General features: G+C 73.2%; 18 protein-coding genes. 12 read left to right on the top strand and 6 right to left on the bottom strand.

The features are described 5' to 3' along the window. From KJS59_RS04120 to KJS59_RS04110, 3 genes are all read left to right on the top strand, one after another. A complete protein-coding gene (locus KJS59_RS04120) occupies window positions 1–246 on the top strand; it encodes a DUF3039 domain-containing protein (protein WP_213450933.1) in 246 nt (81 codons plus the stop codon). Then, on the top strand, window positions 243–875 hold the full coding sequence (locus tag KJS59_RS04115; protein ID WP_249713851.1) for a trimeric intracellular cation channel family protein: 633 nt from the start codon (window positions 243–245) through the stop codon (window positions 873–875). The genes KJS59_RS04120 and KJS59_RS04115 overlap by 4 nt, the downstream gene beginning before the upstream one ends. Before the next feature lie 80 nt (window positions 876–955). Next, window positions 956–2677: a DEAD/DEAH box helicase gene (locus KJS59_RS04110; RefSeq protein WP_213450931.1), complete on the top strand. Its 1722-nt coding sequence runs from the start codon at window positions 956–958 to the stop codon at window positions 2675–2677. Window positions 2678–2742: 65 nt separating this feature from the next. On the opposite strand, the gene KJS59_RS04105 is transcribed toward KJS59_RS04110, so the two are convergent. Both KJS59_RS04105 and KJS59_RS04100 read right to left on the bottom strand, forming a co-directional pair. Further along, the gene (locus KJS59_RS04105) at window positions 2743–2976 is read right to left on the bottom strand and encodes a DUF7455 domain-containing protein (RefSeq protein ID WP_213450930.1); all 234 of its coding nucleotides are present in this window, start codon (window positions 2974–2976) and stop codon (window positions 2743–2745) included. 240 nt (window positions 2977–3216) lie between these two features. Beyond that, the gene (locus tag KJS59_RS04100) at window positions 3217–4812 is read right to left on the bottom strand and encodes an RNA polymerase sigma factor (RefSeq protein WP_213450929.1); all 1596 of its coding nucleotides are present in this window, start codon (window positions 4810–4812) and stop codon (window positions 3217–3219) included. A 303-nt stretch (window positions 4813–5115) separates the two neighbouring features. Between KJS59_RS04100 and KJS59_RS04095 the strand changes: the two genes are divergently transcribed. Further along, complete coding sequence (locus KJS59_RS04095; RefSeq protein ID WP_249713850.1) at window positions 5116–5925, top strand: inositol monophosphatase family protein; 810 nt, start codon at window positions 5116–5118, stop codon at window positions 5923–5925. Window positions 5926–5950: 25 nt separating this feature from the next. Here KJS59_RS04095 and KJS59_RS04090 read toward each other — a convergent pair whose 3' ends face one another. Continuing rightward, on the bottom strand, window positions 5951–6478 hold the full coding sequence (locus KJS59_RS04090; protein ID WP_213450927.1) for a LytR C-terminal domain-containing protein: 528 nt from the start codon (window positions 6476–6478) through the stop codon (window positions 5951–5953). A 407-nt stretch (window positions 6479–6885) separates the two neighbouring features. On the opposite strand from KJS59_RS04090, the gene KJS59_RS04085 reads away from it, so the two are divergent. Further along, window positions 6886–7182, top strand: a complete 297-nt coding sequence (locus KJS59_RS04085; protein WP_213450926.1) for a DUF4193 domain-containing protein — start codon at window positions 6886–6888, stop codon at window positions 7180–7182. Between the two features lie 171 nt (window positions 7183–7353). Beyond that, a complete protein-coding gene (locus KJS59_RS04080; protein ID WP_249713849.1) occupies window positions 7354–8166 on the top strand; it encodes a hypothetical protein in 813 nt (270 codons plus the stop codon). A 25-nt stretch (window positions 8167–8191) separates the two neighbouring features. Here the strand turns inward: KJS59_RS04080 and KJS59_RS04075 are convergent, their stop codons facing one another. Next, window positions 8192–8698, bottom strand: coding sequence for a DUF3093 domain-containing protein (locus tag KJS59_RS04075; protein ID WP_249713848.1), 507 nt, complete (start codon window positions 8696–8698; stop codon window positions 8192–8194). A gap of 52 nt (window positions 8699–8750) precedes the next feature. Here KJS59_RS04075 and dut point away from each other — a divergent pair, with 52 nt between their 5' ends. The 4 genes from dut (at window position 8751) to KJS59_RS04055 (ending at window position 11221) form a co-directional block, all read left to right on the top strand. Then, entirely contained in the window at window positions 8751–9242 is a 492-nt protein-coding gene (dut, locus tag KJS59_RS04070; protein ID WP_213450924.1) for a dUTP diphosphatase, read from the top strand. Next, window positions 9239–10012, top strand: a complete 774-nt coding sequence (locus KJS59_RS04065; protein WP_213450923.1) for a DUF3710 domain-containing protein — start codon at window positions 9239–9241, stop codon at window positions 10010–10012. The genes dut and KJS59_RS04065 overlap by 4 nt, the downstream gene beginning before the upstream one ends. A 136-nt stretch (window positions 10013–10148) precedes the next feature. Continuing rightward, window positions 10149–10526 (top strand): OB-fold nucleic acid binding domain-containing protein, encoded by a 378-nt coding sequence (locus tag KJS59_RS04060; RefSeq protein WP_213450922.1) that lies wholly within the window; start codon window positions 10149–10151, stop codon window positions 10524–10526. Then, on the top strand, window positions 10523–11221 hold the full coding sequence (locus KJS59_RS04055) for a DUF3159 domain-containing protein (protein WP_213450921.1): 699 nt from the start codon (window positions 10523–10525) through the stop codon (window positions 11219–11221). Before KJS59_RS04060 ends, KJS59_RS04055 begins: the two co-directional genes overlap by 4 nt. Here the strand turns inward: KJS59_RS04055 and KJS59_RS04050 are convergent. Both KJS59_RS04050 and KJS59_RS04045 read right to left on the bottom strand, forming a co-directional pair. Continuing rightward, window positions 11218–11910: a potassium channel family protein gene (locus KJS59_RS04050; protein WP_213450920.1), complete on the bottom strand. Its 693-nt coding sequence runs from the start codon at window positions 11908–11910 to the stop codon at window positions 11218–11220. The genes KJS59_RS04055 and KJS59_RS04050 overlap by 4 nt on opposite strands. A gap of 19 nt (window positions 11911–11929) precedes the next feature. Then, entirely contained in the window at window positions 11930–12592 is a 663-nt protein-coding gene (locus KJS59_RS04045; protein WP_213450919.1) for a potassium channel family protein, read from the bottom strand. Between the two features lie 117 nt (window positions 12593–12709). Between KJS59_RS04045 and KJS59_RS04040 the strand changes: the two genes are divergently transcribed. Together KJS59_RS04040 and KJS59_RS04035 are read left to right on the top strand one after the other, a co-directional pair. After that, on the top strand, window positions 12710–14806 hold the full coding sequence (locus tag KJS59_RS04040) for an APC family permease (RefSeq protein ID WP_213450918.1): 2097 nt from the start codon (window positions 12710–12712) through the stop codon (window positions 14804–14806). After that, a complete protein-coding gene (locus KJS59_RS04035; RefSeq protein WP_213450917.1) occupies window positions 14803–16152 on the top strand; it encodes a class I SAM-dependent RNA methyltransferase in 1350 nt (449 codons plus the stop codon). The genes KJS59_RS04040 and KJS59_RS04035 overlap by 4 nt, the downstream gene beginning before the upstream one ends. The last annotated feature ends 29 nt before the right edge of the window (window positions 16153–16181 follow it).

The following is a 16181-nucleotide window of genomic DNA, read 5'->3' as shown; positions in this document are numbered from 1 at the left end:
ATGACCAGTCCGATCACATCCGATTCCGACACGATCATCGAGGAGCGCCCGGATCTGCGCCCCACCGATGAGGGCGACCACGAGCGCTTCTCGCACTACACGGAGAAGGACAAGCTGACCGAGGCGATGGTGATGGGCACGCCCGTGCGGGCACTGTGCGGCAAGGTCTGGGTGCCCACCCGGGACCCGAACCGGTTCCCGGTCTGCCCCGAGTGCCGGGAGATCTACGAGTCGTTCAAGGAGTGACGCCCCTGCTCGTCGCCGACCTGATCGGCGTGGCGGTGTTCGCCGCCTCCGGCGCCACGGCCGCCGTGGTCAAGCGGCTGGACCTGTTCGGCGTCGTCTTCGTCGGCTTCGTCGCGGCGCTCGGCGGCGGCATCCTGCGCGACCTGGTGATCGGCGTACCGCCCCTGGCGTTCGCCGACTGGCGGTACGCGGCCGTCGCCGTCGCCGTGGCGCTCGCCACCTTCTGGCTGCACCCCCAGGTCAACCGGTTGCGCCGCACGGTCCTCGTGCTGGACGCGGCCGGCCTGGCACTGTTTACCGTCACCGGGACCGCCAAGGCGTTCGCCGCCGGCATGCCGGCGTTCGGCGCCTGCGTGCTCGGCATGCTCACCGGCATCGGCGGCGGCCTGGGCCGGGACCTGCTCACCGGCGAGATCCCGGTGGTGCTCCGCCGGGAGATCTACGCGGTCGCCGCCCTGCTCGGCGCCGTCCTCCTCGTGGGGCTGCGCTGGTTGCACGTGACCGGGCCGGCCGCGCTCGCCGGCGCCGCCGCGCTCATCTTCGTGGTACGGGTGGTGGCGCTGCAGCGGCGGTGGTCCGCCCCGACACCGACCGCCGGTCTCGGGCGAACCCGGCCCGCGAGCCGCTAAACTGCATCTCGCGCCTCCACGGCCCCATGCGGCCCGGGGGCGTTTTCGTGGACTGGGTACCGATAGGGGGGCGGTCGTCGATGGCGTTGCCAGCGCCCGTGCTGGACGATTTCCCGCCACTGCGCGCCTGGCAGCGCAAGGCCCTCGTGGAGTACCTGCGCCGCCGGGCCGAGGACTTCACCGCGGTCGCCACGCCCGGGGCGGGCAAGACGACGTTCGCCCTGCGCATCGCCGCCGAACTGCTCGCCGACGGCACGGTCGAGGCGGTCACCGTGGTCGCCCCGACCGAGCACCTGAAGAGCCAGTGGTCGGCCGCCGCGGCCCGGGTCGGCATCCAGCTGGACAGCGCCTTCCGCAACGCCGACCTGCACTCCGCCGCCGACTTCCACGGTGCCGTGGTCACCTACGCCCAGGTCGGCATGGCCCCGCACGTGCACCGCCGGCGCACCATGACCCGGCGCACCCTGGTCATCCTGGACGAGATCCACCACGCCGGTGATTCCCGCTCCTGGGGGGACGGCGTGAAGGCCGCCTTCGAGCCCGCCGTCCGGCGGCTGATGCTCACCGGTACGCCGTTCCGCTCCGACGACAACCCGATCCCGTTCGTCACCTACGAGAAGGCGGGCGACGGCCTGCCCCGCTCCCGGGCCGATTCCACCTACGGGTACGCGGACGCGCTCGCCGACGGCGTGGTCCGCCCGGTCATCTTCCTGGCGTACTCCGGCGAGACCCGCTGGCGGACCAGTGCCGGCGACGAACTGGCCGCCCGCCTCGGCGAGCCGATGACCCAGGATCTGGTCGCCCAGGCCTGGCGCACCGCGCTCGACCCGGCCGGCGAGTGGATGCCGCAGGTGCTCCGGGCCGCGGACGCCCGGCTCCAGGTACTGCGGGCCGGCGGCATGCCCGACGCGGGCGGCCTCGTCATCGCCACCGACCAGCAGGCCGCGCGCGCCTACGCCCGGCTCATCGAGCGGGTCACCGGCGAGAAGGCGGCCGTCGTCCTCTCCGACGACCCCGGCTCCTCGGCCCGCATCGCCCAGTTCTCCGGGTCGGAGCAGCGCTGGCTGGTCGCCGTCCGGATGGTCTCCGAGGGCGTGGACATTCCGCGCCTGGCCGTCGGCGTCTACGCGACCAGCGCGTCCACCCCGCTGTACTTCGCCCAGGCGATCGGCCGCTTCGTCCGGGCCCGCCGGCGCGGGGAGACCGCCACGGTGTTCCTGCCCAGCGTGCCGCACCTGCTCGGGCTGGCCAGCGAGATGGAGGCCCAGCGGGACCACGTGCTCGGCGAGCCCAAGCGCAAGGACGGCCTCGACGACGACCTGCTCGAACGCGCCCAGCGCAGCGAGCAGGCCAGCGGCGAGTTGGAGAAGCGGTTCGAGGCGCTGTCCGCGACCGCCGAACTGGACCAGGTCATCTTCGACGGCGCCTCGTTCGGCACCCCGGTCCAGGCGGGTACGCCGGAGGAGGAGGAGTACCTGGGGCTGCCGGGTCTGCTCACGCCGGAACAGGTGGCCCTGCTGCTGAACAAGCGCCAGGCCGAGCAGGTGGCCGCCTCCCGGCGGGCGCCGGCCGCGGAGCAGGTCCCGGCGCCGCGCCCCGAGTCGCGCCCGATGAGCGCGGCCGAGCGCCGCCTCGCGCTGCGCCGCCAGCTCAACGCGCTGGTCAACGCCCACCACCACCGCACGAACCTGCCCCACGGCAAGATCCACGCGGAGCTGCGCCGGCTGTGTGGCGGCCCGCCCAGCGCCCAGGCCACGATCGATCAGCTCGAGGAGCGGATCGCCACGATCCAGACGCTGTAGCGGGTACGGGAAGGGCGCCCGCCGGCACACCCGGCGAGCGCCCACCTACCGCGTTATGGGGTGGATCAGTTGGGCATCATTTCCGCGCCGCGCCAGGTGAACTCGGGATCGGTGATGAACTGCACCGTGATCTTCACCAGGTCCTCGGCGTACTTGTTGGCGTGGTGTCCGCAGAACACCAGTTCGCCTCCGCCCGCCAGTACGATCCGCAGCTTGCCCGCGGCGTTGCAGCGATCGCACCGTTCATCGGCGGCTGGCTGGGCCACCGTCGCCGGCGGCGGCGTGAGGGTCGGGGTCATCGCCTTCCTCCTCGGGTCGTCACCGATGAACTTCTCTCGGTTCTACTCACCTATCCTCCAACACCTTGGCGGGTGTCGGCGTTCCCAATGTGCCCCGGCGGGACCGGGGTCACACGGGTACGGACAGTGTGCCGTGTCCCCAACGTGCCACGCCATGGATCACAACGCGACAACGATCACCCATGCGCGCCATAGTGCACGCGGAGTGACAAAGGCCCTACGAGGAGTGGAACATCCGGGTCAGTCCAGGTAGTCTCGGAGCACCTGCGAGCGCGACGGGTGACGCAGTTTCGACATCGTCTTGGACTCGATCTGGCGGATCCGCTCGCGGGTCACCCCGTAGACCTGGCCGATCTCGTCCAGCGTGCGTGGCTGGCCGTCGGTCAGCCCGAAGCGCAGCCGGACCACGCCGGCCTCCCGCTCCGACAGCGTCTGGAGCACCTGCTGGAGCTGGTCCTGCAGGAGCGAGAAGGAGACCGCGTCGACGGCGACGACCGCCTCGGAGTCCTCGATGAAGTCGCCGAGCTGGCTGTCCCCCTCGTCGCCGATGGTCTGGTCCAGCGAGATGGGCTCCCGGGCGTACTGCTGGATCTCCAGCACCTTCTCCGGGGTGATGTCCATCTCCTTGGCCAACTCCTCCGGGGTGGGCTCGCGCCCGAGATCCTGGAGCAGCTCGCGCTGGATGCGGCCGAGCTTGTTGATGACCTCGACCATGTGCACCGGGATCCGGATGGTGCGCGCCTGGTCGGCCATCGCCCGGGTGATCGCCTGGCGGATCCACCAGGTGGCGTACGTGGAGAACTTGTAGCCCTTGGTGTAGTCGAACTTCTCCACCGCCCGGATGAGGCCCAGGTTGCCCTCCTGGATCAGGTCCAGGAACGCCATCCCCCGGCCGGTGTACCGCTTGGCCAGCGACACCACCAGACGCAGGTTCGCCTCAAGGAGGTGGTTCTTGGCCCGCTCGCCGTCCCGGGAGATCCACAGCAGGTCCCGGTTGAGCTGGGTGGGCAGCTTCTCGTCGCTCTCATCGGCGGCGCGCAGCCGCTCCGCGGCGTACAGCCCGGCCTCGATCCGCTTGGCGAGCTCGACCTCCTGCTCGGCGTTGAGCAGCGGAACCTTGCCGATCTGCTTGAGGTACGCGCGCACCGAGTCCGCGGAGGCGGTCAGCTCCGCGTCCCGGCGGGCCTGCTTGAGCGCCTCGGACTCCTCGTCGTCCCACTCGAAGTCGGAGCTGTCCTGGGCCGCGTCCGCCTGGGCCGCCTCGGCCAGCTCGGCGGGCTCGTCGACGACCACGTCCTCGATCTCGGCGGCCAGTTCCTCCGGGTCGATCTCCTCGCCCGGCCCCTCGCCACCCTCGGCGGCCTTGGCGGTGGTCGCCTTCGTGCCCTTGGCGGCCTTGGTGGCCTTCGCCGCGCGGGCGGGCCCCTTGGCCGGGGTGCCTGGCGTCGCGGCCGCACTGGCCGGCTCGGCCGGGCGCAGCGGGGTGGGCGCGGGCGGGTCCGCCGCGGCGCGGGCGGCCGGCGCCTTCTTCGCCGCCGCCTTGCGCGGGGCGCCCGCCTCGGTGGCCTTCGCGGTGGTGGCCTTGGAGGCCGGGGTGGCGGCGCGGGCGGCGGCCACCTTGCGGCGGGTGCTCGCCGAACCGTCCACGACGACGGTGACGCCGGCCTCGGCCAGCGCACGCAGGATCTTCTTGGCCTGGGCCGGGGTGACCTCGGCGGCCTCGACGGTGTGTGCCACCTCCGCCGACGTGAGCTGCCCGCCCGCCGAACCGGCCCGGGCGATCAGGGTGTCGGTGAGCGAGCGTACGTCGGCGCCGGTGTGGCGGGCTTCTGTCACGAACGACCTTCCGGAGGCGATGAGCGGCACGCGGTCCGGCCAGCGCGGCGGGCGCGACGTGAGGCCGGTGTGGTTGTCTTGAGGACCCTCGCACCGAGGACCGGCCGGCTCGGCGGGCGATCCGCGGTACGCGGGGCAGGCGTGAATTGTAGCGCCGTCAGCGCCGATCATCCCGTGTCGCTGCCCGCGCGCCCGCTCGGAGGGATGTGGGTGGACCCGTCACCCTCGCGGGGCGCCGGTACGGCCACGCTGGAAACCTTGCGAGGATTGGCCCGGATGAGTGACGGACCGGGAGGGCCTGTGTTGACCGGAGACGACTGTCGGGACCTGCTGGCGCTGGCCGTCGAGGTGGCCCGGGAGGCGGCCGCGACCGCGCGCGGGATGCGGGCCGGCCCGGTGGAGGCGGTGGCCACGAAGAGCACCGACACGGACGTGGTGACGGCGGCCGACCGGGCGGTGGAACGCCAGGTGCGGACCGCGCTGCTGGCCGCCCGCCCCGGCGACTCGCTGCTCGGGGAGGAGTACGGGCAGGCCGCCGAGCCGGCGCCGGGCGCCGTCCGGTGGATCCTGGATCCGATCGACGGCACCGTGAACTACCTGTACGGCCTGCCCGAGTACGCCGTTTCGCTGGCCGCGGAGGTGGACGGGACGGTCGTCGCCGCCGTGGTCCACCAGGTCGTCACCGGTGACGAGTGGACGGCGGTGCTGGGCGGCGGGGCGTGGCGCGGCGGCAGGCGGCTGACCGGGTCCCGGGAGCGCTCCCTGGGGCAGGCGCTGGTCGCCACGGGCTTCGGGTACGACCCGGCGCGGCGGGCGCACCAGGCGGCCGTGCTCGGCGGCGTGCTGCCCCGGGTGCGGGACATCCGGCGGTTCGGGGCGGCCTCGCTGGATCTGTGCCGGGCCGCCGAGGGGCTGGTCGACGCGTACTACGAGAGAGGGCTCAACCCGTGGGACCTCGCCGCGGGCGGGCTGGTCGCGGCGGAGGCGGGGCTGCGGGTCGCCGGGCTGGCCGGGGTGCCCGCCGGGCAGGACATGGTCGTGGCGGCCCCACCGGCCCTGTTCGACCCGCTGCACGACCTGCTGGTCGAACTGGACGCCGCGGCCGGGCCGTAGCCGGTGCGCCGCCGGGCGTCGGTACCTAGTGGATGCCGGCGTCGCAGGTGCCCTTGGGGGGCTCCGGGTTCTGCAGCGCCGAGACCGACTGGTTGAACTCGGTCGGCGTGGCGAGCTGGCGGAAGTCCGGTCCGATCACGACGTCCACCACGTCGTCCTGACGCTTGATGTTGAACTCGGTCTTCGCCTGGTTGAGGAAGAACGAGCGCATCACGTGCGCCGCCCCGACCGCCTTCGGCCCGTACCGCAGCACCACCACGCCGGGCACCGCCTTGCCGCTGTTGCCCTCCTTGATCACCTGTACCTGCCGGTTCTTGAAGTCGTTGGAGACCTCGGCGGCCAGACCCGGGCGGTCGGTGGAGTTGAAGACGCGGATCTTGATGTCCTTGGCCTCGGGCAGCTTCAGGTTCGCCGGCACGTAGCCGGCCGGGCAGCCACCGGTCACGGAGACCGAGCTCTGGCTGTCCCGGACCAGCGCCACGACGATGAAGACCCCGGCGGCGACCACCAGCACGGCCAGCACGACCAGGGCTCGGACGCGGGCGAAAGTCATGACGGTGGACACTCCCTGAGGGGTACGCGGCGCTTCTGACCGCCGAGAGTAGTCCCTGCGGGGGCCGCGCGGGTCGCAGGTCGCCGGGTTTCGCGGTGTGGCGGATCGGGTGGTTTCCGGCGCGCCGACGATGGTCAACCGGGCCGTGCGCCTACCTTGGTGTCGCCTCAGTCACATTGGGAACAAGTTCCCGGGCGTGGGCGTACATGCATCGGACGGGGAAGGTAAGGTACCGCGCTCGCCGGACCAGTTTCGGACCGGCGGTACCTCAACGGCGCGGCGACCGGACACGCCACCGGCGACGTAAACAGCGGGACCTATATAACGACGGCGCGGGCGGGAACCCTTCCCACGTCGTCGGGCGTTACATCCGGAAGCGATACATCGAAACAGGAGAGTGACAACCGATGGCCACCGACTACGACGCTCCGCGTCGCGACGAGGTCGACCTCGGCGAGGACAGCCTTGAAGAGCTCAAGGCCCGCCGGGTCGACTCGCAGTCGGGCAGCGTGGACGTGGACGAGGCCGAGGTAGCCGAGAGCTTCGAGCTGCCCGGCGCGGACCTCGCCGACGAGGAACTGACGGTCAAGGTGCTGCCCATGCAGACCGACGAGTTCCGCTGCTCGCGCTGCTTCCTCGTGCACCACCGCAGCCAACTGGCGACGGAGCGGAACGGGGAACTGATCTGCCGCGAGTGCGCCTGACCGGGAGCCCAGGCGGCCGGGGCACAGTGCCGTGCCGGGCTCGACCATGCCCGCGTGCCGATCAGCCGGGCAGCCTGAGCGCTCAGGCGCGCTGATTAGCCGGGCACACTGGGGGGCAAAGACAGCACGAGACGGACGGCAACGGACGGCGACGCGGGCGGGAGGTGGCGGATGAGCCCCGACGACCACCCCGGCACCGCGTCGCCACCGGCCACTTCGGACGCGCAGCCGCCGACCGCGGAGCAGGAGCGCACGGCGGAACTCGCCGAGACCGTGGCCGAGCTGGCGGCCGGGGACGTGGACCCGGCCCGGCGCCGGCAACTGGTCCGCCGGGTGAGCGACGCCGTACGCGTCCGCGGCGTCGGCGACCTGTTCCGGCCCAGGCTGGCGGTCCGTTGGCTGGCCACCGCGGTCGGCGAGGTGGCGCCGTACATTCCGGTCCGGGACGCGGCCACCCTCGGCCGCCACCACGACGGGCTGACCGGCGAGCAGTTGGCCGAGCGGCTGATCCGCAACGCGGCGATCGCCACGGCGGGGGTCGGCGCCGCCGGCGGCGGGATCGCGGCGGTCGAGTGGGTCGTCACGCCGGCCCTGCTCTCCGCGCCGGTCCTGCTGGCCGCGGAGACGGTCGCCGTGGTGGCGATCGAGATGAAGCTCATCGGCGAACTGCACGAGGTGTACGGGGTCCCGATCGGCGGCCCGGCGACGCACCGGGCGGTGTCGCTGCTCCAGTCCTGGGCCGAGCAGCGGGGCGTGAACCCGATGATGCCCGGGGTGGGCGTCTCCGCCGCGCTGAGCACGGCCGCCCGCAGGGAACTGGGGGACCGGCTGCTGCGCCGCTTCGGCCGTAACCTCACCACCCTCGGGCCGGTGCTGACCGGCGCCGCCGTCGCCGGCTTCCTGAACCGGCGGGCCACCAAGGCGATGGGCGATCGGATCCGCGAGGACCTGCGCCACCAGCGCCCGCCGATCGGGCCGGGCTGAGCGCCGCCGGCGGCGTTCGGGTGGGCTACCGCCCCGCGATCGGGCCCGGGTGGGTGGCGTTCCTGGCGAGCAGGGCGGCCGCCAGTCGCTCCGGCCGGCGGCTGCTGATCACCCAGTAGGGGGTCGGGTCGTCGGAGTCGTTCAGGACCACCTGGACGGTGCCCCGCACCCAGGGGCGCTGAACCACGAAGGCCAGCGGGTCGGCGTGCACGCCGAGCAGTTCGCGCCGGCCGGCGGCGTCCAGCGGGATGGCGTCCGCGACGAACCGCAGCGGCAGCCGGGCGTCGTCCACCTTGAACTCGTCGCCCTCGACGGCGACCCGGATCCGCCCCACCCACCACAGGCCCACCGCGGCCAGCGGCAGCAGGACGACGTACGGCACCCAGGTGCGCAGCCCCGGCGCGCCCAGCCCCACCTCGGCGGCGACCAGCGCCGTTATCCCCAGCCCGACCAGCCACAGCCACCACGGCGCGTACAGGCGCTCGGCGTGGCCCGCACCGCGCTCCGGGCCGCGCCCCGATTCGGTCCCCACGAGGGCCGAGGGTACGGCGCGGCGCCGCGGGCCGACACGGCAGGATGGGGGCATGACACCGGAGGTCGACGTCGCGCTGCGCCTGCTGGACCCGGAGCTGCCCGCGCCGGCCTACGCGCACCCGGGCGACGCGGGTGCGGACCTGGTGGCCGCGACCACCGTGAAGATCGGGCCGGGGGAGCGGGCGCTGGTGCCCACCGGGGTCGCGATCGCGCTCCCCGAGGGGTACGTGGGCCTGGTGCACCCCCGCTCCGGGCTGGCCGCCCGGCTGGGTGTGACCGTCCTCAACGCGCCCGGTACCGTCGACGCCGGTTACCGCGGCGAGATTCTGGTGAATCTGATCAACCACGACCGGGACGCGGTGGCCGTCATCAACCGCGGGGACCGGATCGCGCAGCTGGTGGTCCAGCGGGTGGAGCGGGCGCGCTTCCACCCGGTGGAGGAGCTGCCCGCCTCGGCCCGGGGCGAGGGCGGCCACGGGTCGACGGGCGGGCACGCCGAGCTGGTGCGGGAGAAGCTGACAGGGGAAGGGATGGCACGGTGAGGTTTTCCGGACGCCGGGAGGGTGGGCGGCACTCGCGCGGGGCCCGGGACCGCCAGCCCGAGCCGGGCGGCGAGCAGGCGACCGAGCGGCTCGCGCCGGTGGTGGGCCCGTACGACGTGACCGAGGCGCCCGCCGAGGTGCAGCGGCTCGACCTGGGCAGCCTCCAGATCCCCGCCATCGAGGGCGTGGAGATCCAGGTGCAGGCCGACCCGGACGGCCAGGTGCAGCAGGTGCTGCTGGTGCACGGCAACAGCGCCCTCCAACTGGGCGTGTTCGCCGCGCCGCGCAGCGAGGGGGTCTGGGACCGGGTCCGGGAGGAGTTGCGGCAGAACATCAGCGCCGACGGTTTCCCCGCCGAGGAGGTGCCCGGCCAGTACGGGCCGGAACTGCGCGCCCGGGTGCGTGGGCCGGAAGGCCCGGCCGAGGTGCGGCTGGTGGGCGTGGACGGGCCGCGCTGGATGGTCCGGGCGATGTTCCACGGCCCGGCCGCGGTGGACCCGGCGGCCAACGCCCAGCCGCTCCTACAGTGTCTGCACGGCCTGGTCGTGGACCGCGGCCAGGAGGCCAAGCCGGTCCTGGAGCCGCTGCCGCTGCGGCTGCCGAAGGAGATGGCGCAGCAGGCGGCGGCCCAGCAGGACGCGGAGCAGTCCGCCCAGGAGGCGGTGCGGCAGGCCGCGCAGCGGGGCACCGTGCCGGGCGGGACCAACGGGGTGGCACCCGCCCCGGACGCCCGCCGCCGCCCGTCGCCGCGACCGCGGACCGACACCTGACCGGTTCGGCGTGGCCACGCCCGCGGCGGGTCCGCTACCCGGGTCGGTACGCCGACGCCGATCATCATGCCTTCGGCGTACCCTGGGCGTAACACCTCGCACGAGTCGCGCCACAGGAGAGTGACGGGTCAACGCCATGGAGACCGATGAACGCCCGTCCCTGCGTCGGTTCTTGAAACGGCTGGCGGCCAGCGAGGAGGAACTCGAGGCCGAGCAGTTGCAGCGGGAGAGCGCCGAATCGGGCTGCCGCCTGGCGGAACAGGTTCGGCGCGGCGAGCGGGTGAGCATCACCGGCCGGTTGCGCACCGTCTGCTACACGCCCCGCACCAACCTGCCCACCCTGGAGGCCGACCTCTACGACGGCAGCGACGTCGTGACGCTGGTCTGGCTGGGCCGGCGGCAGATCCCGGGGATCGCGCCGGGGCGGCAGCTCACCGTCCGGGGCCGGATCGCGGTCCGGGACGCCCGCAAGGTCATCTACAACCCGTACTACGAGTTGGAAGCGCCGCGATGACGACACCGCCACCGCACGAGCACGCCCCGACCGACGCCGGGGCGGCGGTCGAACCGGAGGACGACGCCGAGGAGCGGCTGCCCAGCTTCGCCGAGCAGATGGCCGACCAGCTGGGCGGATGGCGGGGGCTGGCCGAGTCCAGCGTGCCGGTGGTGGTGTTCGTGCTGGCGAACATCCTCACCTCGCTGAACCCGGCGCTGATCGCCTCGGTGGGCGTCGCGGTGGCCATCGCGGTGATCCGGCTGACCCAGCGCAAGCCGATCCGGCACGCGGTCAACGGGCTTCTCGGCGTCGGGATCGGCGCCTACATCGCCTGGCGCACCGGTGACTCCCGCGACTTCTACCTGCCCGGCATCTTCTACGGCATCGGGTACGGTCTGGTGCTGCTCGGCTCGGCGGCGATCCGCCAGCCGCTGGTCGGCTGGCTGTGGTCGGTGATCGCGGCCGGCGGCAAGTCGGAGTGGCGCGGCGACCCCCGGCTGGTCCGCACGTTCACCTGGCTGACCGTGCTCTGGGGCGTGGTCTGGCTGCTCAAGGTGGGTGTTCAGGCCGTCTTCTGGGCGGCGCACATGGACACCGCGCTGGGCGTCGCCCGGCTGCTGCTGGGCTACCCGCCGTACGCCGTGCTGCTGGCGATCACGCTGTGGGTCGTCCGCCGGGTGCGCCGGGAGTACGATCCCGCACCGGCCGGCTAGCGCTCCTCGCGGGCCGCCCGGTCGGGCAGTCCGCGGCCGAGGAGCACCGTGCGCACCTCGTCCTCCACCTCGGCGGTGCAGACGAACACCAGTTCGTCGCCGGCCTCCACCGGGTCGTCCGGGCCGGGGACCAGCACCCGCTTGCCGCGCACGATCGCCACCAGGGCCGAGTCCCGGGGGAGCGGCACGTCCCGGAGCGGGTGGCCGACGTGCCGCGCCTGCGGCGGCAGCGTGATCTCCACGAGGTTCGCCTCGCCCTGCCGGAACGTCATCAGCCGGACCACGTCGCCGACCGTGACGGCCTCCTCGACCAGGGCGGCCATCAGCCGCGGCTTGCTCACCGCCACGTCCACGCCCCACTGCTCGGTGAACAGCCACTCGTTCTCGGCGCGGTTCACCCGGGCCACCACCCGGGGCACCGCGAACTCGGTCTTCGCCAGCAGCGACACCACCAGGTTGACCTTGTCGTCCCCGGTGGCGGCGACCACCACGTCGCAGCCGGCCACATCGGCCTCCTCCAGGCTGGCCAGCTCGCAGGCGTCGGCGAGGATCCACTCCGCGTCCGGCACCCGGTCCGGGCGCAGTTGGCGGGGCTGGCGCTCGATGAGCATCACCCGGTGCCCGTTGTCGATGAGCTCCTGGGCGATGGACCGGCCCACGTTGCCGGCTCCGGCGATCGCGACCCGCATGGCGGAACCGTCCCTCTCCCTAGCCGGCCGCTGGCGCGCTGCCGGTGACCTTGCTGACCGTGCCCGCGATCTCGTCCGTGACCAGCATGAACACCTGGTCCCCGTCCTGCAGGACGACGGACGCGGTGGGCAGCGCGCCGATGCCGAAGCGCATGAGGAACGCGGCCCGGGTACCGGTCGCCTCCTCCAGGTCGGCCAGGGGGCGGCCGACCCAGTCGCCGTGCAGGGGCACCTCGACGATCGAGACGGTGCTGGTCGGGTCCCGCCACACCTCGACGTTGCCCTCGGGAACCAGGTGCCGGATCATCCGGTCGGCCGTCCAGCGGACCGTGGCGACCGTCGGGATGCCCAGCCGCTCGTACACCTCGGCGCGCTTCTGGTCGTAGATCCGGGCCACCACCCGCGCCACGCCGAACGTCTCCCGGGCCAGCCGGGCCGAGATGATGTTGGAGTTGTCGCCGCTGGAGACGGCCGCGAACGCGTCCGCCCGCTCCACGCCGGCCTGGCGCAGCACGTCCCGGTCGAAGCCGATGCCGGTCACGGTGAGCCCGGTGAACTCGGGGCTCAGCCGGCGGAACGCGTCGGCGTCCTGGTCGATCACGGCGACCGAATGGCCGCGCGCCTCCAGGCTGTGCGCCAGCGTCGAGCCGACCCGCCCGCACCCCATGATCACGACGTGCACGCTGACCCCTTCTCACACCCATTCCGGTGGTGGTAGGCAAAGCCTGCCACGCCGGTGCGCGGCGCGGCGGGACGGGTGGTGCGCCAATATCGCCGGGCGGCCGTAGGCTTGGCAGTCGTGGCCCGTCCCACCTCATTGATGAAGCGCCTCCTGCTGGGCCGCGCGATGCGCTCGGACCGCCTGCAGCACACCCTGTTACCCAAGCGCATCGCCCTGCCGGTGTTCGCCTCGGACGCGCTCTCCTCGGTCGCGTACGCGCCGGATGAGATCCTGCTGACGCTGTCGATCGCCGGCGCCTCCGCGTACGTGTTCTCGCCGTGGGTGGCCCTGGCGGTCGTGGTGGTCATGCTCACGGTCGTCGCGAGCTACCGGCAGAACGTGCACGCCTACCCGTCCGGCGGCGGGGACTACGAGGTGGCGACGGTCAACCTGGGGCCACGGTTCGGCGTGGCGGTGGCCAGCGCCCTGATGGTCGACTACGTGCTGACCGTGTCGGTGTCCACGGCGTCCGGGGTGGCGAACCTGGGCTCGGTCATCCCGTGGGTGGCCGACCACAAGGTCGGTGTGGCGCTGACCGCGGTCGCCGTGCTCACCTCGATGAACCTGCGGGGCATCCGGGAGTCCGGCACGGCGTTCGCGATCCCCACCTACGGGTTCATGATCGTCATTCTGGGGATGGTCGCCACCGGTCTGGTGCGGATCGTCGTCCTCGGTGACCACCTCCAGGCGCCCAGTTCGGGGCTGGTCATCAACGCCGAGCAGGAGCACCTCACCGGGTTCGCGATGGTGTTCCTGCTGCTGCGCACCTTCTCCTCCGGCTGCGCCGCGCTGACCGGCGTCGAGGCCATCTCCAACGGCGTGCCGGCGTTCAAGCCGCCCAAGAGCCGCAACGCGGCCACCACGCTGCTGATGCTCGGTCTGGTCGCCATCGCCATGCTGATCGGCATCGTCGGGCTGGCCCGCGCCACCGGCCTGAAGTTCGTCGAGAACCCGGCCACCCAGATCGTCGGCGCGCCGCCCGGGTACGTGCAGAAGACCGTCACCACCCAGCTCGGCGAGGCGGTCTTCGGCTCCGGGTCGGTGCTGCTCTACGCCGTCGCCGCGGTCACCGCGCTGATCCTGTTCCTCGCCGCGAACACCGCGTTCAACGGCTTCCCGGTGCTCGGCTCGATCCTCGCGCAGGACCGGTACCTGCCCCGCCAGTTGCACACCCGCGGCGACCGGCTGGCCTTCTCCAACGGCATCGTCCTGCTGGCGCTGTTCGCGATGGTGCTCATCTTCGCGTTCCAGGCCGAGGTCACCCGGCTGATCCAGCTCTACATCGTGGGCGTGTTCGCCTCGTTCACGCTCTCCCAGGCCGGCATGATCCGGCACTGGAACCGGCTGCTGCGCATCGAGCGGGACCCGGTCGTCCGGCGGCGCATGCACCGCTCCCGCGCCATCAACACCTTCGGCATGGGGCTCACCGGCGTGGTCCTGCTCATCGTGCTGGTCACCAAGTTCCTGCTCGGCGCCTGGATCGCGATCGCCGCCATGGCCGTGATCTACCTGCTGATGCTGGCCATCCGCCGGCACTACGACACCGTCTCGCGCGAGTTGGCCCCGCAGGAGGACCGGCCGGTGCTGCCGGCCCGCAACCACGCCGTGGTGCTGGTCTCCAAGGTCCACCTGCCGACCCTGCGGGCCGTCGCCTACGCCCAGGCCACCCGGCCGGATACGCTGACCGCGGTCACGGTGAACGTGGACGAGAAGGACACCCGGGTGATCCAGAAGGAGTGGGAGCGGCGGCAGATCGGCGTGACGCTGACCGTCATCGACTCCCCGTACCGGGAGATCACCCGCCCCATCATCGACTACGTCAAGTCCGTGCGTCGCGACTCGCCCCGCGACGTGGTGACGGTCTTCATCCCCGAGTACGTGGTCGGGCACTGGTGGGAGAACCTGCTGCACAACCAGAGCGCGCTGCGGCTGAAGGGCCGGCTGCTGTTCGAGCCGGGCGTGATGGTCACCAGCGTGCCGTGGCAGTTGCACTCGTCGGTCAGCCGCGACCTGGACCGCTTCGACCGGAAGATGTCCCGGACCCCGGCCCGCGGCCCCCGCTACGGCCGGGCCGGCGTCAAGCAGCGGTCGACCCCGCCCACGGGCTCCCCGGCGCAGTCCGCCCCGGGCCAGGACGCCTCGACCGCGGACACCGAGGCGGCCGGTCGCCCATGATCATCGGTGATCGGCTCGAGTTGACCATCGGAGCGGTGGCGCACGGCGGGCACTGTGTGGCCCGGGTGGCCCCGGACGGACTGGTCGTGTTCGTGCGCCACGCGCTGCCCGGCGAGCGGGTTCTCGCGGAGGTGACCGAGGTGCACCGCGGCTACGCCCGCGCCGACGCGGTCCGGATCCTGTCGGCCTCGGCGGACCGGGTGCCGGAGCCGTGCCCGTACGCCCGGCCCGGACTGTGTGGCGGCTGCGACCTCCAGCACGTGGCGGTCCCGGTGCAGCGGCAGTGGAAGGCCGCGGTGCTGCGGGAGCAACTCGAGCGGCTGGCCGGCCTCACCGCGGGCGACCTGGACGAGCTGGGCGTCCGGGTGGAGGCCCTGCCGGGCGGGCCGCTGGGATGGCGCACCCGGGTCCGGTACGCGGTGGACGCCGCCGGCCGGGCCGGCCTGCTCCAGCACCGTTCGCACCGCGTCGTGCCGGTCGACCACTGCCGGATCGCGCACCCCGCGCTCCAGCGACTGCCGGTGACCGGCCAGCACTGGCCCGGCACGGACGCCGTGCAGGCGGTCGCGTCGAGCACGGGGGAGACGGTGATCATCCCGGTCCGCTCCGACCGCCCGCCGTTCGACCTCTCCGACGGGTCGGCCGGCCCGGGTGGCGAGTCGGCGGGCGGCGCCGGATCGGGCGGGGCCGAGCCGGGTGGTCCCGTGGTGCCTCGGGTCGACGGTGGGCCCGGCCAGCCGATCGAGCGCGGACCCGGCGGGGTGGGCCGCGAGGTGCGCGAGAAGGCCGTCGGACGGGAGTGGGCGCTGCCGGTCGACGCGTTCTGGCAGGTACACCCGGCCGCCCCGGACTCCCTCGCCGCCGCCGTGCTCGACCTGCTCGCCCCGCTGCCCGGCGAGACCGCCTGGGACCTCTACGGTGGCGCCGGCCTGTTCGCCGCCGCCGTCGCCGCTCCGCTCGGCCCCACCGGCCGGGTCACCCTGGTCGAGTCCGCCCCGGCCGGTGTCGCCGCCGCCCGCGCCAACCTCGCCGACCTTCCGGTCGAGATCGTCCACGCCCGGGTGGAGACCGCCCTCGCCCGCCGCCGACTCGCCGGACCGGTCGACCTGGTCGTCCTGGACCCGCCTCGCTCCGGGGCCGGCGCCCGGGTGGTCCGCGCCATCGCGGCCGCCCGCCCCCGCGCCGTCGCCTACGTCGCCTGCGACCCGGCCGCGCTCGCCCGCGACGTGCGCACGTTCCGCGACGAGGGATGGCGGCTCGCCGCGCTGCGCGGGTACGACTGCTTTCCGATGACGCAGCACCTGGAGGCCGTCGCGCTGCTGGTGCCGCCGGATCCGTCCGGTTAGTGCTGCTGCTAAGCGGGCCTCTTCCGGCG

This window comes from Rhizomonospora bruguierae (assembly GCF_018397995.1).
Taxonomy (GTDB): Bacteria; Actinomycetota; Actinomycetes; order Mycobacteriales; family Micromonosporaceae; genus Rhizomonospora; species Rhizomonospora bruguierae.
The sequence above is the reverse complement of the archived record's forward strand: the minus strand, read 5'-3'. Positions and strand labels throughout refer to the sequence as shown.

Bases quoted from the DNA above. Each gene is read 5' to 3' on its own strand.
- KJS59_RS04120 (WP_213450933.1), top strand. From the start codon at position 1: ATGACCAGTCCGATCACATCCGATTCCGACACGATCATCGAGGAGCGC.
- KJS59_RS04110 (WP_213450931.1), top strand. From the start codon at position 956: ATGGCGTTGCCAGCGCCCGTGCTGGACGATTTCCCGCCACTGCGCGCC.
- KJS59_RS04105 (WP_213450930.1), bottom strand. From the start codon at position 2,976: ATGACCCCGACCCTCACGCCGCCGCCGGCGACGGTGGCCCAGCCAGCC.
- KJS59_RS04090 (WP_213450927.1), bottom strand. From the start codon at position 6,478: ATGACTTTCGCCCGCGTCCGAGCCCTGGTCGTGCTGGCCGTGCTGGTG.
- KJS59_RS04085 (WP_213450926.1), top strand. From the start codon at position 6,886: ATGGCCACCGACTACGACGCTCCGCGTCGCGACGAGGTCGACCTCGGC.
- KJS59_RS04080 (WP_249713849.1), top strand. From the start codon at position 7,354: ATGAGCCCCGACGACCACCCCGGCACCGCGTCGCCACCGGCCACTTCG.
- dut (WP_213450924.1), top strand. From the start codon at position 8,751: ATGACACCGGAGGTCGACGTCGCGCTGCGCCTGCTGGACCCGGAGCTG.
- KJS59_RS04060 (WP_213450922.1), top strand. From the start codon at position 10,149: ATGGAGACCGATGAACGCCCGTCCCTGCGTCGGTTCTTGAAACGGCTG.
- KJS59_RS04055 (WP_213450921.1), top strand. From the start codon at position 10,523: ATGACGACACCGCCACCGCACGAGCACGCCCCGACCGACGCCGGGGCG.
- KJS59_RS04050 (WP_213450920.1), bottom strand. From the start codon at position 11,910: ATGCGGGTCGCGATCGCCGGAGCCGGCAACGTGGGCCGGTCCATCGCC.
- KJS59_RS04035 (WP_213450917.1), top strand. From the start codon at position 14,803: ATGATCATCGGTGATCGGCTCGAGTTGACCATCGGAGCGGTGGCGCAC.